Here is a 25,374-nt window from a genome sequence, read left to right on the forward strand (position 1 = left end):
TATCCATTAATTCGTTGTACCCCCACCCGGTAAACTGGGTGAGGTACAACACATAATTTCGCGCCAATTCTGGCGTTAGGACAAAAAATCCTGATACGCGGTGTGGAACTGGTTGTAGTCTGCAATTTCAAGCTCTTCTAAAACAGCAGTGGAAATTTCGCACAGGTTGGAGAACAGGGTCAGCTCCATTTCTTCCTTGCCAGCCGCTTTCTGTGCAATAATCTGGTCACGCACTTTAGGAGCGCGCATAGTAATTACTTTGTATTCATGACCGTTAACAGTAACCGGATATTTCAATTCAATCTGAGTAGTACGCATGTTGTTACCTTTACTTTTTTAATTCATACGATTCATGACATAAGGTGCATGAAAAAAGTCAGGTCCAAAGCATAGTACTGCTACGCAAGCACCTGACTTTTCCCAATCCCCTGTTCAACCGCAGTCTCGCGCTACGGAAGCAGGGTTACACCAAAGAAGGAATTATCTATGACCGACTTATAACCCAAGGTTAGTACGGTGCTGAGCAAGCTGGTCAGTACCGTTAATTTTGCGCTTCATGTTCAGCACATCAATTTCATGCACAACAATACCGTCCTGAGTGTATTTGTAGTAGCTCAGATTCACTGTGTATGTGTTTGAAGACTCTCCACCGGCAGACCACGCTGTAGGTGCAATTTTAGTAATCTTACCAAACATATTCACAACAACCGGAGTAACTACGCCTTCGTAACTTTCAAGGCTGGCTTTTACAGTAAGCGGCACACCGCCAGTTTTGCTTACACCAAACAGACCAAGAGTTTCATGACACTGTTTAGTAGTAGTGAAGGTAGCAACCATTTCTTCCATACCCTTATCAACAGAGATAGGAGCATCCATACCGCCTGCGCGGAACTGTTCAAGCTTCAAGCTCAGATCAGGCAGTTTCACTTCTTTAAGGTTTCCAGCAAAACCATGACCATCAACAAACAGGTTCGCACCTTTTAAAACATTTTCTGCTACCATCATTACTTAACTACCTCCTTAACGTAGCCATTTGTCATACAGCTACGGAATGTCACACGTTCTGCAGTATAGGCTGGAGTAAAATCAAAATCGAAGTAGGTGTGTCCCTGCTCAATCTCACTTGCGCTGTTAATTTCAGCATCAACCCAGCATTTGCCACCCAAAATTGCACCCTTCTGTTCCAGAGTTCGCAGGAACTGATTTACAGACTCCTGCACAGCTTCGAAGTAGATGCGGCCAACAGGTCTATCCACTGCCCACATGTGCGCCTGCTGAATAGATTCGTTGATCATATCTGCAATACGGCGAACTGAAATGAAGGCCCAACGCGCATCACTGGAAGTAGTACGGTTACCCCAAAGTCTGTATCCGTCTTCACAAATAATTGTTGCAATTTTATGTTCGTTCAGCACGTTAGCTTCACTGGCAGTATCACCCATTTCGAACGGAATAGGACGCGCCACACCGGAAATGCCGAGAATCTCTTTGTTAGAAGGAGACCACCAGAAACCTTTTTCCGCGTCAGTTCTTGCGATAACGCCAGCAACACGGGCAGAAGCAGGCTCATCCACAAAAGCGCCTTTTCGGTACACGGTTACAAACGGATCAACGATATAGGTTCGGGCAGAACCAAACAGCTTGGCATCCTGCATTGCAGCTTCTGAGTTGGTGTTACAACCATCTTTAATTGCAATTGCATTAAGCTTTTCTGCAATGGTTTCCAGTTCAGCAGCCACTGGGTTTTTAAGATAAGTTCCTTTGTTATCCGGATCTTCATAGCGCTGATGGGTAAAGCCCGGAGCGATAAGAATCTTCGGTTTAACAGCACACTTGGATTTTGCACCAAGAAACGCATGCACGCCTTTCATACCTTGATTAGTTGTACCACCAACAACATTAGTCATAGTTGCTTTTGCATCTGCACCTTCTGCAACACGTACAACCACAACCAAACCATGATGCTGGTCAAAAATGCCATCAATAGCATTCGGCAGCGTACCTGCACCATTACCTTTCTTGTCCAACTTGGCGGCCTTGCGCGGGCTACCGTAGATTAATACCGGAGTATCAAGCGGGAACTCTGCTTCATCTGCATCAGGCGCGGTACCAACAATACCGATTACAGAAGAGCGCACAACTTTGACAGGACGACCACCCTTATCAATCTCAATAAACTCAACACCATGCAAAAAATCTGAACTCATCATCTTTCCTTATAACTAGAATGTTATCGTAAACGAGGAGGCTTCCCCCCTACCCCAGGGAGTCCGTCCGCACCCGTTTCAAAAATCACTATGTTGTAGGTGCTTGTGAATGGTTGAAATATTCATCACCGGCATAAAACACAGCCAAAAAATATTTAACTGCCAACCATGCCCTGAACGGCAACAGCCACTTGCTTTCTCGAGAGCAAAGAAGAGCCATATTTGCCAAAAAGAACACGTCTGCCTTTTGCTTTTCCTCACCCTCCTGATACATCCAGTCATGGATATTACAGGCTTCAGAAATATCAGTTCCAGCCAGATTGTCCGGAACAAACTTTCCAATAATCCCCTCAGGCCCACAGCCGTTGCAGACTCGACCTTTCAGTTCTTCTGACGCCTCTTTATATGTTTGTGGTGCCAACAGTTTCATTACGCCCTCAACTTCGCTAGCTCTGTCCGCAACGCCTGTGCCTGCTTTTCAAGTTCAGCAAGACGCTTATCGTCTTCAGCTGTTGCAGTACCTGCTACTTTTGCACGTAATGGACGTACTGAAGCGAGGTCGTTAACTTTAAGAAGATGTTGAATTTCTATACTACGCTGACTATTTAACTCTTGCTGTAAAAGCTGAGGATAATTTTCAATGATTGATATTTCATTTTTTCCTCGTTTTAAAATATATGACTCGTTTTTTGATAATGCTTTGTTAATTGAATGATGCTCATCAATTGTAATTTTTAAGCAATCATCTGGAATGTTAGATCCATGAACTGAATCAACGTAGCAAGAACTGTTTGAAGGAGAATAATAATACTGCATATTAATATCCTATCGCGATCGTAAGAATTCCATCTGCACCTGATGTGTACGAAGATGAAATCTTAGCCCGTGTTTTTACCGTTGTTGCATTGGTCAAATCTGGTACTGCACCAGCCCTAACACTAAGATCGCTAGCATCTTCCGAACATAAAACGCAAAAACATTTAGTTGGGAATGCAATTGGATAATGCCAATACCCCGCACCTGCCTTCGTACAAGGCCAACCCCATTGCAAGATCAGGCCTCCCTCAAACTTCTGCCACCCAAAATCAGAAAGAAGGTTTGCAAAGCTCGCCTTATCAGCCTTGTTTCCATTAATTGCCGCCACCTGCTTCGCCAATGCCAACATATCTACATGTGCAGCATTAACAGGCACATCAAACGCCTTGATGCATGGCAGGACATAAGATGTTTTCGGACGGTTCTCGTCTGCGGTTGGGACAACGCGAGAAGAATCAAATTTAGCTTTGCCACCATCATTTTGAGAATTTATACTGTGGGACGATGTTTCATCGTAAGGAGTAATATTACTCTCTTCACACACGAATGCACCAGTGTATAAATTTCGATGAGTTGAATTCAATCGAATATCGTCATCTACAGGGAACGTACCCGCAATCTTTCGAATCGCATCCCCATCCCATGAGCCAACTACTTTACCCTCATGTGCCGCTGCAAAATAGCGGGTGTAGCACGGCAGAATAAAGTACTCCCCGCCATCCCAGCAGTACTTGCCGCATGAGCCGTCCTGTGCTGCTGCTTCAGCGTCCCATGCTGCTTCGCTCCTAAGGTACGTTCCGCCCTTCATCCATTCGAAAAGCTGCGGAAATGCGCTACAAAGGACTTTTTGCTTTACGTTGACAGGAATTGTTCCGGGAAGAGCTAAACCATTAGTGGAGAAGCAGAGTTCACCCACGGGAACACCTGCAACGGTTCCCCATGCAATGCCCCCGTCTGCCTGTTTAATTAGAACCTGTCCGGTTTTGCCACCGTCTGGAATAGTTCCATGGGGATCGTTTCTATCCTTAATATGCTGCTGTATTCGAGGATGCGCATCCGGATCGTTATTGTGATCATGCACGTCCTGCTTAGTCGCAATTGCAACTGTTCGATCAATCTGAATATTAATTACGTTCGCATTGCTTAACTGCAAGGTCATCTGCACACGAATCTCGCGACCGGAACCTTCATTAAGACCAGGCTTATAGGTGGCAGGAAAACGGCTAATTGCAATCAAGTCTCCGTCGCTATCGAACACCCCAAGCTCAGTAATATTGAACCCGCCGACCTCAACTGGAATGACAAGCGTCACCTGCACACGATTTGCAACTTTCTTATCAAGAGAAACTTCATCAATAGCAGCACGATAAACCTCGTGCTTCAGCTTAGTCGCTGCAATATCGATAACCGGATTGCTTCCATCACCAACAGCCATGTGTGACAATGTCAGCTTTTTCCCCATTAATGACGCTTTGGTTAGTTTCTCCAAACCAACCTGCGTAATTTGAGGGTAATATTTCTGTGGCATTTGCTCTCCCTTAGTTCGCGCTCAACGCTGCTAATTCAGTCTGTAGCGTCTTCGCCTGCTCATCCAATTCCACAAGTTTCGCTTCATCTTCTGAGGTTGCAGTACCTGCGACCTTTGCTCGCAAAGGATGAAGAGAAGCAAGGCCGTTTGCTGTAAGTTCCTGTTGGATTTCTGCAATTCGTTGCTGGGCTAGTTCAGTTTCAGCTTGAACTGCTGCCTTTGCTTCCAGTCGAACCTTTTCAGCTTTCCATGCGTCTACATATGGTTGCACTTCAAACTCTGAAACAGGAGCGGTATTCACACCACCATCAGATGTTTTAAACTCAATATGCCCGTGCTGCCCATCGAACTGAATAGCGTGAAGATATTCATCAAAACTTAACTCTTGTAGGTTAAATGGAGTTCCACCAACCGAAACCAATTTCTCTGATGCAATAACTGATACGCGCATAATCACTCCTAAAGGCGTTTAATAAGAAACAAGCCTAAGTAGGGCGGACGGTTCTCATGAGACTGCCCACTACCAGTCACTCCTGTTTTTCCTGAAACAGGGTAAGAACCTTGATCCAACGCTCCCGCCCCATCAGGATAGCCCGCTAAAATAAGGCTATGATCGTGCGGTGGAATTTCTGAGACAGACAAAGTAACGTGCTCTGCACCACCAACATTCCTAACTTTATACTTACCCCCAGCAGCAACTATAAACCGATCACGTGCGTTAGGAGTCGAAACCCTGCGCCCATCAGGTGCTTCATATGTACGCCCATCACACACACCAAACGCGAGCATTGGTTTTTTCGTAACGGGATCAAGCGGACGTCCTGAACTATTTATGGCTCCATCGAACCAGACACATCCGCCACGCGGCACGCCTGATACAGCAAGCAACGTATCTACCTGAGCCTGTGTATAATACGCCTCATTATGGTTATGGCGTGATGGCGGGAAGACGTTAGGCTTCTCTACAACTTCACTCCACTTTACTGGGTGCTTCTTGGCTTCGTGCTGCTTTAAACTTTCACCCACAAAGTGCTGAGTCGCTAAAACAGCAGTCGGATCAACTTGCAGTTTAATCACATCGACATTACTCAGTTGCAGCTTCATCCGGACACTAATCTCTCGACCTGTGCCTTCAGCAAGTCTCGGCTTGTATGTGGCAGGAAAACGGCTAACCGCAATCAGCTCTCCGTCACTGTCAAACAGACCAAGCTCGCTAATGTTAAACCCGCCAGCATCAATCGGAATCACAAGAACTGCTAGCACTCTGTCAGCAGCGTTATCATCAAGGCGAATCTCATTGATCGGCGCACGGTAGACTTCGTGCTCCAGCTTAGTTGCATCCAAATTAATTGTAGAACCGCTCCCGTCACCAACAGCCATGTGTGACAGCGTAAGCTTTTTCCCCAATAGGGATGCATTCGTTAACTTTGCCAAACCAACCCGCGTAATCTGCGGGGAATAATTCTGTGGCATGTGCTCTCCTACCCCATGCTTTCGTAGATTGTGTAACTACAGGCCGCGACATAAACACCGCTGGTTTCAATGTCTTCAGGCGTAAGCGGCTCAATGGCTACAGTGTCACCAGCTATCACGCATGCACCTGAATAAAACGTTTCTGAAACAGAGCCTGTCACACGTAACTTCGACATGTGAGAACGCGTGTTTTTGGTTCGGGCTACTACCTTCAGCAGACCATCCACAACATCCTCAGAAACACCCCTTCCATCTGCAGTAATATCCAGCTGATAGGTTGCCGGTTTTCCCTTTGGAGACTGTTCCCACCATTCAATGGCATTAATGTTGTAACCAAGAGCATTAATTGCATCTTCAACAGCCCCGCGTGTGCCCTTCTTTTTGTGCACAGCAATAGCTTGCGCCACGACCTGCCTTTTCTGCTCTTCGCTCCACTCTTCATTCCATTCATCAACCGACCACTCGTACGCCAGCCAAGGCAGCGTCTCTTTGGGGCATTTAAACGGGTTGCGTAATGTATTGATGAGCACCGGCAAGGAAAACGAACGGGCGCACGTTTTTTCTAATGCGCGTTCATATTTCGTTGCGTTGGAGGGAAGTAGCGTCATGCCTTACTCCCCTGCTTTAACGTGATCTTTGAACAAAAAGCGGCTTCATGACCTTTCGTTATGATATCCGCAGCAGGCAGCGTAATCTCGACTCGGGACACACCAGCAATGTGTAATGCTGCATCAATACCGGAACGGGCAATACAGGTTCCTAGCTTGTGGCTATCCGCAACATATTTTTCCAAGTTCTTCCGAGCCTCACTCAAAACACTCTCAGCGGACGGACCCGGTAAAACATGTACTGTTGCCTTAACTTCATACTCGCGTACCACCGCAGGAAGCACTTCGAGAAAATCAGTAAACGGGCGGACATCTTTAGAAAAAGCCTCGGAAACCTTGTCGAGAACTGCCTTTTCAGGCACCCCGTTCCCTTTTTTACCCAGTACATACAGCTGCACATGCACAGGTTTCGGCGAATGCGGGTGAGCATCCTTTACACCCAGCACTGACAAAGCATGGAAGATGTATGCACCATCCGGCCCTGCTGTACTGAACCCTTCCGGAGCCATCACAATACGTTTTCGGAAATCATCGCAGCTTTCGTACACTGGCGGTTTTGGCGGATATGCATCCGGATCTCCAGCATCAATCAGCTTACGCTTCAATGGAATTGCTGCTGCAAGGTGCTCCAAATCCGTACCAGTCGCATATGCTACGAGTACTGCCTGCACTGCCTCGTTAATACGCTGACGCAACAGCAGTTCCCTGTATGCGTTCGCTTCAAAGATCTTATATGCAGGGTCAGAAGGCAGCGGCGCCGTAAAATTCGGGTCCAACTCCTCATGATATGCAATAAGCTCTTGTAAAATTTGCTCTACGCTCAAAGTCTCAATGATCTTTGGAGGCGCGAGACGTGAAAGGTTGATAGCATTGAATGCACTCATCGTACTTCTACTCCCTCAAGCGTAATCCGCTTACCGTCCGGCAGGTATTCACCAGCCAGATTAAGCACAACAACACCGTTTGATGCTGATGCAATACGCACGCTTGTCAGTTTAAAACGCGGCTCCCAGCGATGTAACGCTTCTGCAGTAGCCGAGTAAAATTCAAGGGAAGTTTCAGCATTAACCGGCGCATCAATGAGGGACGGCAACCGCGAACCGTACTCTCGATTCAACACACGAGTACCGATACGGGTTGACAAAACATCGGCAATTGACTGCCGTAAATGCGCTATGCCGGAGAGTCGTTCTCCGGTGTGTCTATTAATACCGTTCATGAGTGCAATCTAGCAATGTGGATACTTTTATTCCAATGCACTTTGTGACTTTTGATACTTTTTTCAAACTTTTTTTATTTATCTACTTTTGAACGATCAATTTCTTACATAGATATAAGACAAAGAAGGCATTGAAAAAGACTTTCTATAAGCCTTTAACAATGCCTTTTCTGTTTATCCAAATCACTTTGTGACAAATTAGATTTCAAACATATTCATAAATCAAACATAACGCATAACTATTGTCTTCCATATCTCATAACACGAAACAATCTTCGACGGACACCGCTACTGAAGAATCAAATCCAAGCTATGCAGGAGATCCGGTATTACCTTCCCTGCAAGTATGATTGTGACTGTTGAGTGACACACGCGCTACGACATCACTATCAGTTGTAATCTTGCCTGTAGTATGAAGTGTGCTGTTAAACGATGCACTACCACCGTTACTTCCGCCACCTTGAGATAGAGAACCGTTGATTGTCGTCTGTCCGTTCAAGGTAATATTCTTTGCGGTAACTGTTACTGATGATCCGGCAGCAATCTCCACAGCCTTGCCAGCAGTTGCAGTAATATCTTTTCCTGCCTCTACCTGCACATTACCAGAGGCGACCACATTCACATCACCTTTGATATCTGCTGTGAGCACATGCGAAGCCCTGTCATACATAACGACAGAGCCATCCTTAAATACAGTCTTCTGAATCTCGGGACTTTGTGCCGGATGCGGATATGCATTCTGATTGAGGACACCGACAATCACCCCCAGCGCCTGCCCCGGAGGAGTAATAACAAAAACCTGCTCACCGACTTCCAACGACTCATATGTTCTGTTGCCCGCCGCCCTTGTTGTAAGCCATGGCAAGTAGTCGGTAATGGCAGCGCCAAATGCAACTCGTGCCATGTTCCGCTCATAATCAACAGAATGGACAGTGCCTATCCGGACAAGGTTATTAACCTGCCGATACAGCTCCGCGAGTTGATAACTCATTCTGCCTCCCTCTCGTACACCAGCTTGTATTTATCCAAATGTTTCAGCCCGATTTCAGGAGAGCTGGAAACATAGACAGCATGCGGCATTATAAATTTTTCTTCACTTGAAGGACCAAGACAAATAGAAACCTGAAACTTGATCAGCCATGGAGAATGGTTAGCCAGCGCTGATAACGATGAATCGGAACCCGACTCCACAAACTTGGCCCCCTTCATCTTTAAGCCAAACTTATTTCCTTCAATAAATAATGCCACCGCAGCAGCGAGTTCACGCGTCTTGCGTTCCTTACCTGCGCCGGCATATGCGCCGATAATTCGCGCTTCAAAATGCAAATCAACTGCCAGCAGTCCTGCGTCTGTATCCTTGCCTCGAACAAATGAAGGCATTGATAAAACAAACGCAGGAACCGGACATGGTGCATTCACTGCCCCTTCGGCCGGCTTCACAGCCAACGAAGTGTAATCTTCTATTGTTTTAAACATTGGAAAGGCTTTTTTCACAGCATCCAGTATGTTCTGGTGCACCGCTGCAACAGCCACTTTACCACCCTGCTTGTCACTTTGTACGTCACTCGCCATATCTACTCCGCTTCAACATAGTAATAACGTTCCTAAAAAATACGGGCACGTATCAACGTGCCCGTAAACTTTGAGCTTTGCTCTTCTAGCAATGCAGATTTACAAAGCTATAACCAAAGCATCCAATGCAGTTTGTGACTACCTCACCAACAGTGCCACAGTATCGAAGAGTATTATGCTGTACCGGAAATCGAAACACCTCCTCCATGATGTTCCCTATGCGCGCTCATCCAACGGCTGTAGACCATTTTCACCGCAGAAACTGTCATCCCCAGATTATCAGCTATATCCTGATACCTGATGCCCTGCTGACGCATTTGAACAATCTTTTTATTCCGCTCCAACTTGATAAAGCTTGAGCATTTCGGAATGGTCAACGGCTCCCCAGCGTACTCCTGCGCAAGTTCCTGCGCTGCTTCTTGCCCAATGGTCTGTACCAACCAGTGGGATTTATTCATACGAGACGGACTGGGAACATACAAACTACGACTCTTAGTTTTCCGTTTACCTTCAACCAGCTTCATAGTCTTCTCAACCCCGATAACATCAGCTAATTCCTGCGCCATTGCCGGCAATTGTGCCTGCTTATCTTGCATATGCACCCCTACTTACATTCAGCTTAGGCAAGTTTTGAGAAATCATAACCGACAAGAAAAACAGGAAAAACTGCATTCCTGTACAGTCAGCAACATCAAAAAAAGGACTGAAAAAAGGCCCCTTTTGCATGCCTGCATAAAAAGGAACCGCCTGCATATACACACGCTCAAACTTCCAGCTCACCTGCAACAAGCTGGAGCAAAAAGAAAAACTAACTGCGCGCTGCCCCTCCCACGTTACTAAGCATGTCCAACCAACCGGTGCGAAGAATTTGCACCCCCGGCACGTCCGGATGCCACGTTAATGCGTTCAGCTTGACGCTGAAAATCTTTAAATCCCGGCACATAGTAGCCTGCAGCAGAAAGCCGCATTGCAGACTCGTATGCTTTGATGCCGACTTTCAGCCCGGCAGAAATAAGTTTAATTGTTTCCTGTGATTGCACACTCATTACACATACCTCTCTACTAAGTGTTCTTGCATCGCCTGCACTTATCCATGCAGTGTTTTCTAAAAAAGGCACATCGGCCTTGAATATACGCTTACATCTATCAAAAACCGTACACTAAATACATAAAATCGATTTGATTCGCTCACTTTGTACAAAAAAACTTTATTATTAATGAGTCACAACAACATCTGATATACAAAAAGAAATATTCGTCATTTTACTACATAACTAAATTCAACCTCATACCAGCATTACAATATAAAATTTCAACAACTAACACAGCATCAATCCTAACAACGTCATAGACTACTAACTATGAACCGTTGGACACAAAAAAAGGCGTGCATTATTCATATGCGCGCCTTATTAACACCGTTAATTTTTTATCGCCACGTGTATACAAGTATATAGGAATAAATATGCCTTCACCCTATGTTTTCTATAACATTACTGCCAACAACATCAGCAGCAGAATGTAAAAACTTGCTTCAAAGATTCTCCCTATTCCCATTCATCCGGATTTTGACTATAAATTTACCTGCTTTTTATTACAGATTTTCAGGAGAACACTATGGGACTTTTTGACGCCCTTTTGGGCAATGCATCAGAAGTTGATGCTAACGAGCTGCACGAAGAATTATCTCCAATCATGTTTGACGGCGAAGTAATTGAGCGCGCTTTCAAAGTAATTCGAGACATGTATGTATTTACAAGCGCCCGACTCATTTTGATCGATAAACAGGGAATGACCGGTAAAAAAGTTGAATACCTTTCTATCCCGTACAAATCTGTAAGCACCTTTGCTGTTGAAACAGCAGGCCATTTTGATATGGATGCTGAGCTTAAAATGTGGGTTTCCGGACGCCATGAGCCAATCGTAAAAGAGCTCAAAAAAGGCAGCGACGTTGTCGGCATCCAGAAGTTGCTGGCAACAAAAGTTTTAGCATAGAGACGACAAAGCCCCGCGAACTACGGGGCTTTTTTCCTTCTAACCACAAAAAAAGACTGTAACTCTCATCACAGTCTTCAAACAAAATACGTCTTCAGTGCAACATGCTACGACTCATCAATAACATATCCCTGCCGCTGGATCTCGTACCAGATAAACGGGGCAAAGCGGGCAATCTGGGCGTTGGTTAAAGCATCCTCGCGGGTTCTGTCTCTATAGCGTGCAAAATATTCGGCGCGCTCGATGTCGTAGACTTCTTTGTCCAGACTCAACGCGTCCAAAATCTGGTAAGCGTGTTCCTCCTGCTCCGGTGTCAGATCTTCGGATACCGCAATCATGCCAGTATCCAACATCAGCTCAAAAGGGTAAAAATCAAGATCGTACGGGCAAATCAACTCTTCCTGCCCACGGGTGGAATTTACGCGCCTGTCTGCAAGAAGATAGTTATTCCACTCGTACGCCATCCATGCATCCTGTGCTTTGGGGATAAAATGCTCCACGCTGCCTTCACGGTTTCCGGAAAGATCAACTGCAGGATCTAGATACATCGCCAGATACGCGCAAATATCGTTGTAGCTCTCATGCAGCATAGGGATAGCACGACTCCAGAACCGCCTCCATGGAAAGTTTGCAGGCGGTGGATCACCTTGTTTCACATGATGACGCTTTAAAAATTGCCTCCCCGGCTTCCGGACTTTTTTATTAAAGTCGGCTGGCTCCGGAGCACGGTCCACAGGGATCATAACTTCCAGCCTCGTTTTTCCGCCCGAGTTCGCCAAAAAGACCAAAACGGATCAGCCTGATGCAACGTCGCCACCAGCTTTTCGTGGACTACTCTTGCTTCCTCCTCACTTACACGATTACGCACAGCAAGCTTGGCTTCCTTAATTGCCTCTTCACGCTGTTCGGAAGAATCAGTCTCCAACCCGAAAACCGGACTTGTCAGCCACGCTGCGGAAGACCCACGCCGTACCCACTCTTCTCTTTTCAACTCAATCTCACAGGTTTCCCTGTTCATATCAAAGGTGTAAAGCGCGTCCTTTTCTTCATCAAAAATAGGATCAAGTGATGCCAGAACCAGCGGAGAATGCGTAGTGCAAATCAACTGCGTGCTAACGTCATAATCTACAAGCAGACTGCCCATAACTGATTCAAGCGACTTTAAAATGCTCCGCTGCCACTGGGGATGCAAGTGCGATTCCACTTCGTCGAGCATAAGAATAATCTTTGAGGCTGGTTTCATCGTATATTTTTCGCACAGCTCAATGTGCTCAGCCCACGCCCAGGTCATGGCGTAAAGTAGTGACAAAATTTTACGGATACCAGCCGAGGCATAAATGAGCGGTGTTTCTTTACCAAGAACTGACCTGATGGAAGGAAACTTACGGCTGTCGTCCGCTTTTACCCTTCGCAAACTGCCGATTGAATATGGCTCGCCTTTAGGAGAAAGATGCTCCACACCTTTCTTTAAACATTCATAGGCAAAGCTGCTCTCTCGTTGCCAGTCGCCCCAGTCTGAAATCAGACCGTTGAATTCCTGCCTGCGCTTTTTCTGTACTCCATTCCACAACTCTGCTTGTGTGTAGATGCGGGTTGTGTGCTGTTTAAAGGCAATGCTTACGTTTTCATAATGGCTTGAATGCTCCTGCATCAACAAACGTGCATACTCATCTGCCTGCGCTTTAACAGGGTCGTACATGGCAACGGTATCGTCACACTTCATATACACGACAATTGAATCACTTGGGGCGTTGCCTGCTATAACGCCCTCCTCACGTCGGGAGTTACAATTCCACACTTGCCCTAAACGCTGAAAGATGTACTGCTGCAGAACATTATGTGCATTAATAGAATCAAACCGGCCAAGGATGACAGGCTCAACTTGCTCACTGTGATTATAGGATGCATTAATGAGTGACTGCGGCATAGCCATTTCGCCAGCCCACTCCTTTGTGAGCATCCACCACGCAACATCCAGAACAAAACTCTTTCCAAGACCATTGTCACCTGTAAAAACCGTGAGCCTGTCCCCGAACTCTATCTCCAAATGCTCAGAAGGCCCCACATGATTTAACTCAAGAGTTTTGATCATTCTTGTCTCCGTAAAAAGATATCCCACACAGAATAGGCTAATACACTCATTTGATATGAACAATATAGCCCACTCAGTTGTTTTGTCTAGAAGCCGTCACTAAAGTATTCTTTCGCACTATGCTATCGATCCAAACGCAACACAAATTTTCCAGCCCCCTACCTACACAACACCATCATAACGTTACCCTGCAATAAGTTTATCTTTACATCATACGGGAAAGATACACTTCAGGCTTTAATTTTTCCGTTTGCACCAGTCTTCTCAATTCTTCGCACAAAAAAGTACCACCCCCATCAAAGGTATTGTATAATCGAGCTCCCGCATATTCCCCAGCCATTGGCACTAATGGAGGACACTATATGCAAGGCATTACTATAGAAGGAATTTTTGATCTGATTACAAAGAACTTTGGTTGCCCTGTGCAATTGACAGAAACAGACCGCAAACTCTGCACAATGCGGATGCAAGAGTTCAAGGCGCTTTCTAAAGAGGAACAGCGATGCAATTGCTTGTGCTTTCTGCGGTACGAGGGATGCTGCGGCATGCACGATACTGGAAAAATCGCATACCTCATCAACCCGGCTCTCGAAACAAAATTTGAGATTACCTTGCGTGTGCATGTTACTGTTGAAAACGACAAAGACACACGCGAAATGCTGCTGACTCTACCGCCAACCACCAAGCTGGGATTAGCCTGCACAAAAGTGTGCAACAAACCGGAAGGTTGCCTGAGTTTTAGCATATTTGATGAAGTAATAGTGTAACTAACGTCGCAGATAACCTACTTCAAGTAGTGTTAGCGCCTTCTTCTAGAACGCGGAATAGGAGCGGAAATAAACACACCACTGCAAGCAACACGTTACGTAAGGGAGTTCACGATGAGTCATCTCTTTATTCTTCTAATTATGTACGCAGGCATTGGATTATTTGTACTTAAGCACGTAATGCAATACAGTAATTATCACGAAGCATTTTTCCCGGGCATTACCCTTGGCATTATTGCAACAATTATCCACGTCGTAATCAGACAAAGCGATCAGAAGAAAGAAAACAAGGAAGACCAAATTATGTAACCAACACAAAGCCCCCGAAGCACAACGCTTCAGGGGCTTTTTTTTACGTTATCCCATCGGACAGAAACATATCCGTCTCGAAATATTACACGCTGAGGCGCTCAATCTGCCTTGGCAGTCCGGCACGGTCACCGCGATTACTGATTACATAAATCGACTTCCCGTAGCGGGCATGCTGCCCGATATCAAAATGAAACCATGACATACCGCCAAAGGCTTCGATGCGCTGCATGAATTCAAACTGCGGGGCATTCGCATCCGCAAGCATATCGTCCCAAATTTCATCCGGCGTTATTTTGCTGAACTTGCAGTCCATAGCACGGAACAACTTATGCTCCGACAACGCCGCGCCTTCGCCGCAATCCACAGGCCGCCAGCCGGAAAAGCGGAACATATTCGGTGCGCCGTCCTTCCATTCGGATTCTGGAAACGTATGCCAGTTGTTCACAACGCACGCACCGTAGCGTTCGCGTAGTCTGTCCAGTGTTACCAAAATACGGTAATCGAACAGGCGGAACAGTGCATTCTTATCCTTACGGTAGGTTTTCTCAAACGGTGTAGGGAACAAAACAGGCGGCGGAACCAGCTCTTCGATGCTGAAGTGTTGCGGAATATATGTATTAGCCATCCAGTGCCTCCACTGCGAGTTTTTTACTAACGTTCCCTGCCAGCATAGCAATCGGGGTTCCCTGCCCTTTACTTCCGGCTGCGAATATTGCCTGCGCTTTCTGCGCGTTGCCTACCAGCGCCACCGGCTCCAGGTACTTATTACAATGTGCATTGTTGGCAATGGCTGCCTGTCCTGCCAATGCGCCTGTAACCCGCACATTCTGCCGTGCAAAGCTGACATACAACCTGCAGAAATCTTTTCGGAACCATTTCTCATCTCTGGCAGTCATATCGCTGCACAGTTTTACCCAGCCACCGAAGCCCTGCTCCACAACCGCCGCCGTAACAGCATCGTCAAAGACTACGGACTTCCACGACCCCACACGCTTTACCGCCTCAACAACCTTGCCAGCTTCCACCTCGGCAATATCTTCAGGACATCCCTGAATCAGCTCCAGCAGTTCCACAGGCTTTGGGAAAAAGCGGCACTGCGTTACGGCCCTGTCTATCCCCCGCACAACTTCCTGCGCAGAAAAACCACTCAGCGCACGGAAATACAACTCTGTCTTGAACTCGTCAGCAGCAACGCCAAACAGTTCGCACAGCCCCAGAAAACGTTTCAGGAACACATCCCGTTCCGCAATATTATTCCAGTCCATGCACCTCTCCCTGCTGCATCATAGATTCATACACAGCACGGTTCGTTGCGTTCACGCAAGACGTCATAGTCCGTTTCTGCGTTTTTTTCTGCTTAGGCAGATAGTTGCCTTCTTCTACCTTGATCACGTTGGCAGGCTTCACAACCCAATCGAAATTTGCCGTCCAGCCTCTATCATTTTCACCCGCCAAAAACGTGCTCTCATGAACCATACAAAAATAGCTTTCCCACCATGCCAGATTTTTCCGTTCTAAACCAGAGCTCCACAACGATTTTAGTATAACTTTACGCTGTGGAGTAACTTCCCTGCACCTCGGTAGTCTGATGCAAATGCGGTTGTACGCTTGCTGAATCTTTTCATACGGACATGGAACTCGACCTTCTGCCTGAGCATTATTTTTTATGCCTATGACGTTTTCTTTGCCTGCGGCTCTATTGCCTCCGTCGGGTTTGTCTCCGACGGGCAAGGGACCAGCCCCTTGCATCCCCGCGAGAGGATCGTCCTCTCGACTGCGATTAAGAATATCAGGAGGTTGGAAGGAATTATGATTGTTTTGAGGTGAGGCTTCATTCAGTACAGAGGGGGCGTAATGAGGAGAATCTGCGTTACTTCCGTCATGGCTCACCGTAGAAAAAGAGGCACAGGGTGAAGCGGAACAAAGGCAAGCCGGAGAGTCACCGACTCTCTTTTCTTCCTCCTGTTCCCTGCTCTCTGTTCTCTGATTAGGCAAAGCCCCCGCAAGCTCTTCTGCAAAGGTACCCGTAAACGCTTCCTGAAAGCCTTGCGTGAGTGTTGCCACAAGCGCCCTGACTCCAAGCAGGATCTCTGTGCGCAACGGGCTTTCCGGCAATTTGCAGTATCCGTAGTGCCAGCTTTTCACCACATTCGGGCTTTCTGGAAGATTATGCTTCAAGAAGTTAGGAAACCAAAACAGCAGCTTTCCATCGTATTCCACAATGCCTTGCTGCAACACTTGCTCAAAGGCTTTGCCGAAGGCGTCCAGCTCCATCCCCAGTTCACATGCCAACCCCGGAACGGTAGCCCGCAACGCCCCGAGTTGTGTTAAATCCGGATGTGTAAGCATGAAGAACAGCACAAGTTTCGCCTCATGCGACAACGCCAGAAACTTTGCATCGTTCCAGATACACACAGAAATTTTCCGATACCGTTTTTTTCCCATACGCAGCTCTATCTTGTTATGTTGCTTAAACAAAAGCCCTTTCAAGCAACAAGATATACCTCACCGAAAGTCTTTCAGTAAGGTATGCCACGCCATGTCCGTACCATCACATCACCCTCTTTTGAGCATCGGATAAGCAATGAAGCACTAAAAATAGGTAGGAGTAAGGAATCGAACGCCGTTGTCAGCACAAGCGTCAAAAATGGAAGGAAGCAATCATGCCATAGACTGATCTGACAACAAGGGGAAGATGAATAGATTTGATTTAGATGGGGTTACATTGCGATTCAACTGCATAGGATTCAAGGAGGCGTGAGTTTAAATATCGTCACCCCGACCAGACACATCAAAGGCTTAGAGCAAATCGCTCTAAACCCTTTTTTAGTGCGGCTGAACACAGAACTGCTCATAAAAGTAGAAATATTCTATTAACACGCTGAAATACCATGACCTGTTATATTGAATGTGCAGAACTCACAGGTGTTCTACCAGCTATTTCAAACGCAAAAAAACAAGGCTTAACATACTGTTCATATTAAACTATAATAAGAATAAGTTATCGTTCACACCTAGGAGAACTTTTTCAAATGGAACAATATACACTTATTGAAACCAAGCCTGACGAACCAATATATGGTGAGATTTTTCTTACCTTTTCTGGAGAGGCTACTATAGATCATGCCCTCGATACACGCTTATATGCTCAGTCTCTATTGGGGTTTCATAAGTCATTTGAAAAAATAAATAAAACACTTCTCAACCTTGACCTATCGATCGAAATTGTTGGTGAAAGTGAAGGCTCCTTCATAGCAAAAATTAAATATGCAGGAAAAGTGGGAACCGTAGTGTTAGGTCTCTGGGCTTCCTCTGTCGGACTCGCCGACCACTATGGGGTCGATATTGACAGTATCGCATCGGCACCATTCGTTTTTTTAAAAGAAGCGATCGAATCGATAAAAGACTCAAAAGGAAACAACGCCGAACTCGAACGACTCATTAACACTTCAAATCTTCCAGATAACATCAATAAAAAATTGCTAAATCTATTACATAATAAAGATTTACGTATTGCCTTTGATGATTTCACTCTAATTCTTGAAACACATGGCATAGATGAGCTTGGTATTTCTTCAAACGGCATGCAGACCACTATTACCAAAAACGAACGTCCTTATTTTAAAGCTCAGCCAGAAGACACACAAGAAGTTGAAACAATCGAAGATACTATCTCTATTGTCTCAATCAGCAAAACTGACACATGGAAATTCAGAGGTACCAAAATAGCTCGAGAGTTTTCTGCAGAGATTATGGATAAAAATTTCTTAGAAACTATCCGCCTTCACCCTGCCAGCAAAATTTTTAAAATGAACTTCTCCGCTTCGATTATTAAGACTTCAGTTACTAAAGCAAATAAACGCAAACCTGACCCACCAACTTATACCATATCAAATTTTCACGAGATTCCACTGCAAGAGTCTATCGCCTTACTTCAAGAACAAGCTAGCTAAACAAATTAGGTCGGGACACATCGTAAAGTGTCTATTCGCATGACTATCCCCCAATCTAACAACCTGAAATAAAAGAACCTCACACAGAAACCAACTGCATGAGGTTCAAGGGGACGTGAGTTTAAATATCGTCATCTCGACCAGATGAAATCAAGGGCTTAGATCTAATTAATCTAAACCCTTCTTCAGTACACCTGCCTATGAGGTCTGCAAGCTGTTTCAGAAGTAAAACGCCCCGTCATTTAAAGAGAACAATTAAATACAGTATGCCCGTACCATCACATCACCCTCTTTTGAGCATCGGATAAGCAATGAAGCACTAAAAATAGGTAGGATAAAAGAGTCGAACGTCATCGCGAGCATTGCAAAACGTTGAAAGCACCATAGCACCTGTTACGCATAACAAAAGAGCTCCATATCAATATGACATGAAGCTCTTTTGCATCCTTTAGAAAAAGTAAATCTGTAACTTAAGGCACCTGTAAAACCAGAGTTAATTAACTCATAATACTATTACATTAACGTAGTAAAGAATTTACTTCAAAGCAAGATACGACTCTTACAATCTTTGTATTATGTTAATACAGTTTTATTACAATTTTAAAAAATTTATTCACATGCTTTTTTATTGTTATATGATGAAATACTATTGAATAATAAAATTCATTAAAATTTTATTACACAAAATTGACATTCTTGTTTGATTTTATAATCCATCAAGTGACCTTTTATGAAAAATAAACAATTATAAAAGACAATTTTATGAATTAATAAAATTGCAGTTGAAGAACAAAAGTAATTTATTAAAATTTTGCTTTGATAAGAAATTAAATTTTTTTTTAAAAATAAACATTGACCACCCACTTCAAACAGCATAGCTTCAGTAATCGATTTGAACGTAGTGCGTTTTTCTTTAGAGACCAATGCACACCTCTTCCCTGCTTATTTTGGGGAATATCTTTTTTTTGGAGTTTTTTATTTTGACTAAAAATATTTATGTCGGCAACCTGTCTTGGGAATGTACTGATCAGGATCTTCGCACCCTTTTTGCTGATTTCGGCGATGTTTCTTCTGCTCGTGTAATTGAAGATCGTGAAACTGGTCGTTCCCGCGGCTTTGGCTTTGTAGAAATGGAAGCCGCAGGTGCCGAACAAGCTATTGAGTCTCTCAATGGTTCAGACTATCAGGGACGTAACCTCAAGGTTAACGAAGCCCAGCCTCGTCAGTCTCGTCCTTCTCGCCCTCGCTACTAAGCGATTGCGATAACGATTAGATAATGTAAGAGCCCGCCTTTTGGCGGGCTTTTTTTTATTAAAAAACAATCTCACCACAAAAAAGTGGAGCTCCAGCTAAGCTACAAACAACAACGCGACTATTTCATATCAAAGTGAACGTTGCTCCATTTTTTTTCAGCTGACTATGAAGCAGAACTCAACCTTCAACCAACCATATTAGAAAAGAAATCGCTGGAAGCCCAACTCAAAGCACTTGCAGACATTGTGAACCGCCCCCAGATTCCCAGACACCCTTTTGCAACAGAACTAGTCACCCTATTACCCATTACGCGCTAATAAAAAGAAGCTCCATAGGTAGTTACCTATGAAGCTTCTCGAAACTTCAAATTATCTTTAAGACCCCATAGTCAAAACTAACTATTGTGACTGTGCCTTTTTCTGTGCAAGACCACGCACCTTTCTCAAAGACATATGCTAACACCTCACCACGTCTTTCTGGCGTAAAATATTTGGCAACAAACACAAGTCACAATGAGGAGCATACATACAGAAAACTCGGGCGTCTTCCTCAACCCCTTGTGCATGAAACGCTTCGAGTTTCACATCAGGAACCACCGCACCACCCTCTTCTGAACATCGGGCGAGCAATGCAGCACTAAAAGTAGGTAGAAGTAAGGAATCAAACGCCGTTGTCAGCACAAGCGTCAAAAATAGAAAGAAGCAATCATGCTATCCCACGCTGGGCTTGCGGCCGATTTCGCCTTTGAGTTACTCACTATTCCCTTCCCTTTTTGCGCAGTATTATTATCGCTTGTCCAACCACCAAAGGGGTCAGGCTGAAGCCCACTATGGCAGACCAGCCCGCGACTGTTGGCGGCGTCAAGTGCAGGGCGTGAGCCAATGGCGGAGTATAGATCGCCAGAAAAAGCATAAAGAAACAGATGGCCAGCGCGCCCCAGACGAACTTGTTGCGGGTTACGCCATTAGATAAAATGTTGCTTTCCGGCGCGCGCATGTTGAAGACGTGCCACTGCCGGGCAAAGGCCAAGGTAAGAAAGGATATGGTAACTGCGGCGTTGCCTGAAAGGCCAAGGCGGATTCTGGCCCACCAGAAGCTGGCGAGCACGGTGGCCGCGATGAGCAGTCCATAGCCGATGACCTGTATCCAACGCTCCCGGTCCAGGATCGGTTCGCTGGAGGGACGGGGAGGCCGCAGCATGACCGACTTGTCTCCCTGCCCCACGCCTAGGGCCAGAGCCGGAAACACATCGCTGAGCATGTTCAGGTAGAGAATCTGCAACGGCAGCAGGGGCAGACCTATGCCCGCAGGGATAGCCGCCCCTACGATGACGATGGCTCCCACATTGCCAGAGAGAAGGTAGACGATGAACTTGCGAATGTTGTCGAAAATTGCCCTGCCCTGCTCCACAGCGGCGATGATGGTGCTGAAGGAGTCGTCACGCAGAACCAAATGCGCAGCGTCGCGAGCAACTTGCGTTCCCCGTTTGCCCATGGCCACGCCAATGTCAGCCTTTTTCAGAGCCGGAGCGTCGTTCACGCCGTCGCCGGTCATTGCGATGACCAGTCCTTCGGCCTGCAGCAGCTTGACAAGCTGCAGTTTTTGCTCCGGAGAAACGCGACAGAAAACCCGAGTATTCAGAATGCGGTCCTTTTCCTCGCGGTTCATAGTTTCTGGGTCCTTAAAGTCCCGACCATGCAAGGCACGGTCTGCAGCGTCTTCAGTGATGCCCAACTCATGGGCCACGTGCAGAGCGGTGGCAGCCTGATCGCCCGTCACCATGACTACCCGTATGCCGGCCTTGTGGCAGGCCTGCACGGCCTCGAGCACGCCCTTGCGCACAGGGTCCCGCAGCGCCAAGAGGCCAACTATGGAAAGATTGTAATAGGGATCGTCGTCCAACGATTTGGCCCGGCCCTGAGCCGCGGCCAGTATGCGCAGCCCCTGACCGGCCAGAGACTCGTTCGTCTTGCGCCACGTCTGGCGTTCTTCTTCAGAGATGTTGCAGACCTCGAACACGGATTCCGGCGCGCCTTTTACCTGCACCAGATAGCCCTCACCATCATCCTTGTGAAAGGTGGCCATCATCTTGGTGTCTGCGGCAAAGGCTTCCTCGCGCTCTTCGGGATAGTGTTCCAGCATATCCGGTCGTTCCATACCCGCGCTGGCCGCGCCTTCCAGCAGAGCTATCTCCAGTGGATCGCCAACGGGGTCGCCGCCTTCCGGATGCAGCTGTGCATTCACACACAGGGCGGCCACGCGCAGCAACTCACGGGCCCGCTCGTCGTCCTTGGCTTGGCCCAAGTCCTCTTCAAAAGGAACGCCGTCGCCTGGCAAGGCGATGCGAGTCAGCCGCATACTATTTTCGGTCAGGGTACCGGTCTTGTCCGTGCAGATAACAGACGCGGCGCCCAGAGTTTCCACTGCGGAAAGTTGTTGCATTACCGCGTTTTCTCTGGCCAACCGGAACATACCCTTGGCCAGAGCAATGTTAGCCACTATGGGCAGCCCTTCTGGAATTGCTGCCACGGCAAGGGCAATGGACGTTTCGATGATAAGAAACAGCTCCATGCCCGAAGAAACGCCAATGGCGACCACCATAGCGGCTAAGACGATTGTCGCCCAAATCAGCTTCTTGCCCATGGCCTCCAGCCGTCTTTCCAGAGGTGTCTGTTCTGACTCCGCCTCTTGTGCCAGCAGGGCTATGCGGCCCAGCTCGGTCTGCATTCCCGTGCCTGTGACCACCGCCGCCCCCGTACCGGCTGTCAGGGCCGTGCCCTTAAAGAGCATAGAGCTACGGTCGCCCAGTACAGCGTGCACATCCACCGGCTCGGTTTGTTTTGCTACAGGCAAGGACTCGCCGGTCAGGGCGGATTCGTCCACCTCCATGTTTGAAACTTCGATGAGCCGCATGTCCGCTGCAGGAACGTCCCCTGCCTCCAGCGGGACCACGTCGCCGGGTACGAGGTTATCCGAAAGAATTGACTGCTGATGCCCGTCACGCAGAACTAGAGATTCGGTTTTGGTAATCTCGACCAAAGCCTCCATGGAGCGGGTGGCCCGCAGCTCAGTGAAAAAGCCTATTGCCACGTTCACCAGCAGGGCCATGCAAACGGCCACCCCTTCCAGAGCCTGACCAAAACCAAAAGAAACCAGCGCAGCTGCAGCCAACATGCCTACAATGAGATTCTTCCACTGCTCCACAAATATGGTCAAAGCCGGCTTGGCCTGCTTTTGCAACGGCCGGTTGGGGCCGTATTCCTGCAGGCGTTTGTCGGCTTCGCTCTGGCTCAAGCCTTGGTCGGAGTCGGTTTGCAGTCGCGAGAGAACATCTTCAGCCTCTGCAGACCAGGGGTGCGGTACGGAACTATCTTTCATAGGTGATTCCGGAGAGGGACGCTCTTAATAAGTGTTCAGTAATCTTTTCTCGGTCCAATCATCATACGAGACCGCAACCAAGCAAATTACTTGGCTACTCTCATAATAATGCAGGATGAACATGAAGAGAGTCAATGACCTGCCTGTTAGGCGGTGCAGGAAATCATGCCACGGCACAGCCAGGGCTCGAGCCGTAGTCCTTCAACTAATGCTATTACTGAATCTTTTTTTCTCTCCATTAAAAAACAGCTATAGCAAGTTCAACAGGTATCAAAATACTGGATAATTATTTGGCAATCATGTTCTGATATCTGCTGGATACTCGCTAAGGAGGCACTAAATGTCTAATGAAAGTATCGAAAACATCACGTCAGAACTTTTATTGCCACATATTAAGAAAGAAATATGCAGTGCCTTACAAATTCACACTTCTATAGTAATAGCGATAGCAATATACCTTACAACTTGTATCGGCACTGTATATCACTACGGAAATATAGATATATTTTTTTCTCAATTATCAATGCATTACTCACATGCAATAACATTGTATTGCGCTTGCCTAGCTATAGCACTGACTTCTCGATGTGCTTATATTATGTTCTTTATACGGCCTCAAAAATTGTTCAGGTATATTAAATCAGACATAACAGACAAGCTGCCTACTATTGACCGTATTATATTTGCTCTCCCCATTATAATATTGTTGCCGCTTTTCTTTTCGACTTTCAGCACCTTCAAGATAATGATCCCATACATTCACCCATTTGATTACGATCATGCTCTTGCAACTATTGATAAAGCACTTCATTTTGGGAAACACCCATGGGAATGGTTACAACCTGTTCTCGGCCACCCTGCCATTACATTTGTTATCGATCAAATATACTTCAAGGGGTGGTTCTTAGTAATGTACCTCTCCCTCACTTTACAGGCTTTTAACAGCTATAACCCACAATTACGAATGAGGTTTTTTTTATCTTGTATTTGCACATGGATTCTTCTCGGCAATATTGCAGCAACTTTTTTATCATCAGCAGGACCATGTTACTATAATGTTGTTACCGGTTCGCAAGATCCATACAGCGCACTGCATAGCTACTTAACAGGTGTAAACGACTCAATATACTTATATGCCATCAACCTTCAAAATCTCCTTTGGAATCTGCATATAAACCATAGCCAGATGCTTGGTAGTGGAATAAGTGCCGCCCCGAGCATGCATGTGGCCATGACGTTTTTGATAACGCTAACCTGTTGGCACATAAACAAGAAGTTATATTTCTTTTCAATACTTTTTCTACTTATAATACTGGCAGGCTCAGTTCATTTAAATTGGCACTATGCAGTTGATGGTTATCTTTCAATAGTAGGTACATGGCTTATTTGGATCCTCATAGGAGCCCTAACAAAAAACATTAAAACTACTACGCAGGATTCACTACTTTCTACTTAGCATTCATAACCAAATCCGCCACCACGCTACAAGCTTAAGACATGTCGCAACAGGCCGACATTAAAAGACTTCATCCATGAACCCAACTACATAGAATTCAAGAAGAGGAGCGTAATTTCAAATCACGTCATCCAGACCAGATAAAATTAAAGGCTTAGATCAAATTGATCTAAGCCTTTTTTCAGTGCGCCTGACCACCTATGTGGTCTGCAAGCAGTTTCAGAAGTAAAGCGCCCCCTCTGATTACAATATGCCCACACCATCCTCCCCTTCTTTTAAGCCTCGGACAAGCTATGTAGTAAAAAAAGTAAGCGGAAAAATAGGGTAAACGTCATCCGAGCAGTACAGACGTCAATAATGAAAGAACGCAATCATCCCGTGGACTGTTCTAACAACAATGGTAAACTAAAAAATCCAGGGAACAGCGTTAAGAGCATCTAACGATCATCGTAACAGATGGTAAGTAAGATGCTCCTCTGAGACCCGCGGTACGACTAGAGAACGCTGCAACCTGTGAGGGAATCAGGCTTTCTTTCAATCAAATATTGAATTTTTGCGCGCAAATCATTACAGTCTGCCGCGAGGTGAACATGCTAAATAGATTTTTATTACTGATCAGCAACTATGTTTTGTCGTTTACTCTTTTCATAACCCTTCTATTTGTCTTAAGTTCTTCCCAATACTTACGGTAGAATAGCCATAGTGTTACCCCGTATAGTGTGTAAATAAGCACCGTTACCACCT

Annotated in this window: 27 protein-coding genes; 6 read left to right on the forward strand and 21 right to left on the reverse strand. The window is 46.0% G+C overall.

Going from position 1 to position 25,374, the window contains the following annotated elements; genetic code table 11:
• Positions 1-75: 75 nt before the first annotated feature.
• The 15 genes from BUR09_RS11555 to BUR09_RS11625 form a co-directional block, all read right to left on the reverse strand.
• Positions 76-318, reverse strand: a complete 243-nt coding sequence (locus tag BUR09_RS11555) for a phage tail assembly protein (protein WP_074217108.1) — start codon at positions 316-318, stop codon at positions 76-78.
• 177 nt (positions 319-495) lie between these two features.
• The gene (locus BUR09_RS11560; protein ID WP_084539459.1) at positions 496-1,005 is read right to left on the reverse strand and encodes a phage major tail tube protein; all 510 of its coding nucleotides are present in this window, start codon (positions 1,003-1,005) and stop codon (positions 496-498) included.
• On the reverse strand, positions 1,005-2,207 hold the full coding sequence (locus tag BUR09_RS11565; RefSeq protein ID WP_074217109.1) for a phage tail sheath subtilisin-like domain-containing protein: 1,203 nt from the start codon (positions 2,205-2,207) through the stop codon (positions 1,005-1,007). Before BUR09_RS11565 ends, BUR09_RS11560 begins: the two co-directional genes overlap by 1 nt.
• A gap of 88 nt (positions 2,208-2,295) precedes the next feature.
• Positions 2,296-2,637: a hypothetical protein gene (locus tag BUR09_RS11570; RefSeq protein WP_074217110.1), complete on the reverse strand. Its 342-nt coding sequence runs from the start codon at positions 2,635-2,637 to the stop codon at positions 2,296-2,298.
• The gene (locus tag BUR09_RS11575) at positions 2,637-3,023 is read right to left on the reverse strand and encodes a hypothetical protein (RefSeq protein WP_074217111.1); all 387 of its coding nucleotides are present in this window, start codon (positions 3,021-3,023) and stop codon (positions 2,637-2,639) included. Before BUR09_RS11575 ends, BUR09_RS11570 begins: the two co-directional genes overlap by 1 nt.
• 1 nt (position 3,024) lies before the next feature.
• Complete coding sequence (locus BUR09_RS11580) at positions 3,025-4,551, reverse strand: phage tail protein (protein WP_074217112.1); 1,527 nt, start codon at positions 4,549-4,551, stop codon at positions 3,025-3,027.
• A gap of 10 nt (positions 4,552-4,561) precedes the next feature.
• Complete coding sequence (locus tag BUR09_RS11585; RefSeq protein ID WP_074217113.1) at positions 4,562-5,002, reverse strand: hypothetical protein; 441 nt, start codon at positions 5,000-5,002, stop codon at positions 4,562-4,564.
• Positions 5,003-5,010: 8 nt separating this feature from the next.
• Complete coding sequence (locus BUR09_RS11590; RefSeq protein ID WP_074217114.1) at positions 5,011-6,024, reverse strand: phage tail-collar fiber domain-containing protein; 1,014 nt, start codon at positions 6,022-6,024, stop codon at positions 5,011-5,013.
• Positions 6,025-6,032: 8 nt separating this feature from the next.
• Positions 6,033-6,632, reverse strand: a complete 600-nt coding sequence (locus tag BUR09_RS11595; protein ID WP_074217115.1) for a phage tail protein I — start codon at positions 6,630-6,632, stop codon at positions 6,033-6,035.
• On the reverse strand, positions 6,629-7,516 hold the full coding sequence (locus BUR09_RS11600; protein ID WP_074217116.1) for a baseplate assembly protein: 888 nt from the start codon (positions 7,514-7,516) through the stop codon (positions 6,629-6,631). Before BUR09_RS11600 ends, BUR09_RS11595 begins: the two co-directional genes overlap by 4 nt.
• Positions 7,513-7,851 (reverse strand): GPW/gp25 family protein, encoded by a 339-nt coding sequence (locus BUR09_RS11605; protein WP_074217117.1) that lies wholly within the window; start codon positions 7,849-7,851, stop codon positions 7,513-7,515. The genes BUR09_RS11600 and BUR09_RS11605 overlap by 4 nt, the downstream gene beginning before the upstream one ends.
• 310 nt (positions 7,852-8,161) lie before the next feature.
• Complete coding sequence (locus tag BUR09_RS11610; RefSeq protein ID WP_074217118.1) at positions 8,162-8,842, reverse strand: phage baseplate assembly protein V; 681 nt, start codon at positions 8,840-8,842, stop codon at positions 8,162-8,164.
• The gene (locus BUR09_RS11615) at positions 8,839-9,423 is read right to left on the reverse strand and encodes a hypothetical protein (protein ID WP_074217119.1); all 585 of its coding nucleotides are present in this window, start codon (positions 9,421-9,423) and stop codon (positions 8,839-8,841) included. Before BUR09_RS11615 ends, BUR09_RS11610 begins: the two co-directional genes overlap by 4 nt.
• A gap of 173 nt (positions 9,424-9,596) precedes the next feature.
• The gene (locus BUR09_RS11620; RefSeq protein ID WP_074217120.1) at positions 9,597-10,019 is read right to left on the reverse strand and encodes a Mor transcription activator family protein; all 423 of its coding nucleotides are present in this window, start codon (positions 10,017-10,019) and stop codon (positions 9,597-9,599) included.
• A 240-nt stretch (positions 10,020-10,259) separates the two neighbouring features.
• Complete coding sequence (locus tag BUR09_RS11625) at positions 10,260-10,469, reverse strand: hypothetical protein (RefSeq protein WP_074217121.1); 210 nt, start codon at positions 10,467-10,469, stop codon at positions 10,260-10,262.
• A gap of 571 nt (positions 10,470-11,040) precedes the next feature.
• Here BUR09_RS11625 and BUR09_RS11630 point away from each other — a divergent pair.
• The gene (locus BUR09_RS11630) at positions 11,041-11,418 is read left to right on the forward strand and encodes a PH domain-containing protein (protein WP_074217122.1); all 378 of its coding nucleotides are present in this window, start codon (positions 11,041-11,043) and stop codon (positions 11,416-11,418) included.
• A 107-nt stretch (positions 11,419-11,525) separates the two neighbouring features.
• Here BUR09_RS11630 and BUR09_RS11635 read toward each other — a convergent pair whose 3' ends face one another.
• Positions 11,526-12,161, reverse strand: coding sequence for an HNH endonuclease family protein (locus BUR09_RS11635; protein ID WP_074217123.1), 636 nt, complete (start codon positions 12,159-12,161; stop codon positions 11,526-11,528).
• Entirely contained in the window at positions 12,158-13,510 is a 1,353-nt protein-coding gene (locus tag BUR09_RS11640; protein ID WP_074217124.1) for an AAA family ATPase, read from the reverse strand. The genes BUR09_RS11635 and BUR09_RS11640 overlap by 4 nt, the downstream gene beginning before the upstream one ends.
• A gap of 362 nt (positions 13,511-13,872) precedes the next feature.
• Between BUR09_RS11640 and BUR09_RS11645 the strand changes: the two genes are divergently transcribed.
• Complete coding sequence (locus BUR09_RS11645; RefSeq protein ID WP_074217125.1) at positions 13,873-14,277, forward strand: hypothetical protein; 405 nt, start codon at positions 13,873-13,875, stop codon at positions 14,275-14,277.
• A 114-nt stretch (positions 14,278-14,391) separates the two neighbouring features.
• Positions 14,392-14,586, forward strand: coding sequence for a hypothetical protein (locus BUR09_RS11650; protein ID WP_074217126.1), 195 nt, complete (start codon positions 14,392-14,394; stop codon positions 14,584-14,586).
• 85 nt (positions 14,587-14,671) lie between these two features.
• Here BUR09_RS11650 and BUR09_RS11655 read toward each other — a convergent pair whose 3' ends face one another.
• From BUR09_RS11655 to BUR09_RS11665, 3 genes are read right to left on the reverse strand one after another with little or no spacing between them, the layout of a single operon-like run.
• Positions 14,672-15,214 (reverse strand): hypothetical protein, encoded by a 543-nt coding sequence (locus BUR09_RS11655; RefSeq protein ID WP_074217127.1) that lies wholly within the window; start codon positions 15,212-15,214, stop codon positions 14,672-14,674.
• A complete protein-coding gene (locus tag BUR09_RS11660; protein WP_074217128.1) occupies positions 15,207-15,854 on the reverse strand; it encodes a DUF6475 domain-containing protein in 648 nt (215 codons plus the stop codon). The genes BUR09_RS11655 and BUR09_RS11660 overlap by 8 nt, the downstream gene beginning before the upstream one ends.
• A complete protein-coding gene (locus tag BUR09_RS11665) occupies positions 15,841-17,034 on the reverse strand; it encodes a hypothetical protein (protein WP_074217129.1) in 1,194 nt (397 codons plus the stop codon). The genes BUR09_RS11660 and BUR09_RS11665 overlap by 14 nt, the downstream gene beginning before the upstream one ends.
• A gap of 587 nt (positions 17,035-17,621) precedes the next feature.
• On the opposite strand from BUR09_RS11665, the gene BUR09_RS11670 reads away from it, so the two are divergent.
• Together BUR09_RS11670 and BUR09_RS11675 are read left to right on the forward strand one after the other, a co-directional pair.
• Positions 17,622-18,542, forward strand: coding sequence for a hypothetical protein (locus BUR09_RS11670; RefSeq protein ID WP_074217130.1), 921 nt, complete (start codon positions 17,622-17,624; stop codon positions 18,540-18,542).
• A gap of 980 nt (positions 18,543-19,522) precedes the next feature.
• Positions 19,523-19,795: an RNA recognition motif domain-containing protein gene (locus BUR09_RS11675; RefSeq protein ID WP_074217574.1), complete on the forward strand. Its 273-nt coding sequence runs from the start codon at positions 19,523-19,525 to the stop codon at positions 19,793-19,795.
• 757 nt (positions 19,796-20,552) lie between these two features.
• Here BUR09_RS11675 and BUR09_RS11680 read toward each other — a convergent pair.
• Positions 20,553-23,174 carry a cation-translocating P-type ATPase gene (locus BUR09_RS11680; RefSeq protein WP_074217131.1) on the reverse strand — a complete coding sequence of 874 codons (2,622 nt, stop codon included), beginning with the start codon at positions 23,172-23,174 and terminating at the stop codon, positions 20,553-20,555.
• Between the two features lie 340 nt (positions 23,175-23,514).
• On the opposite strand from BUR09_RS11680, the gene BUR09_RS11685 reads away from it, so the two are divergent.
• On the forward strand, positions 23,515-24,630 hold the full coding sequence (locus BUR09_RS11685; protein WP_074217132.1) for a phosphatase PAP2 family protein: 1,116 nt from the start codon (positions 23,515-23,517) through the stop codon (positions 24,628-24,630).
• Positions 24,631-25,374: the final 744 nt, after the last annotated feature.

The sequence above is a fragment of the Halodesulfovibrio marinisediminis DSM 17456 genome, from assembly GCF_900129975.1.
Lineage (GTDB): Bacteria > Desulfobacterota > Desulfovibrionia > Desulfovibrionales > Desulfovibrionaceae > Halodesulfovibrio > Halodesulfovibrio marinisediminis.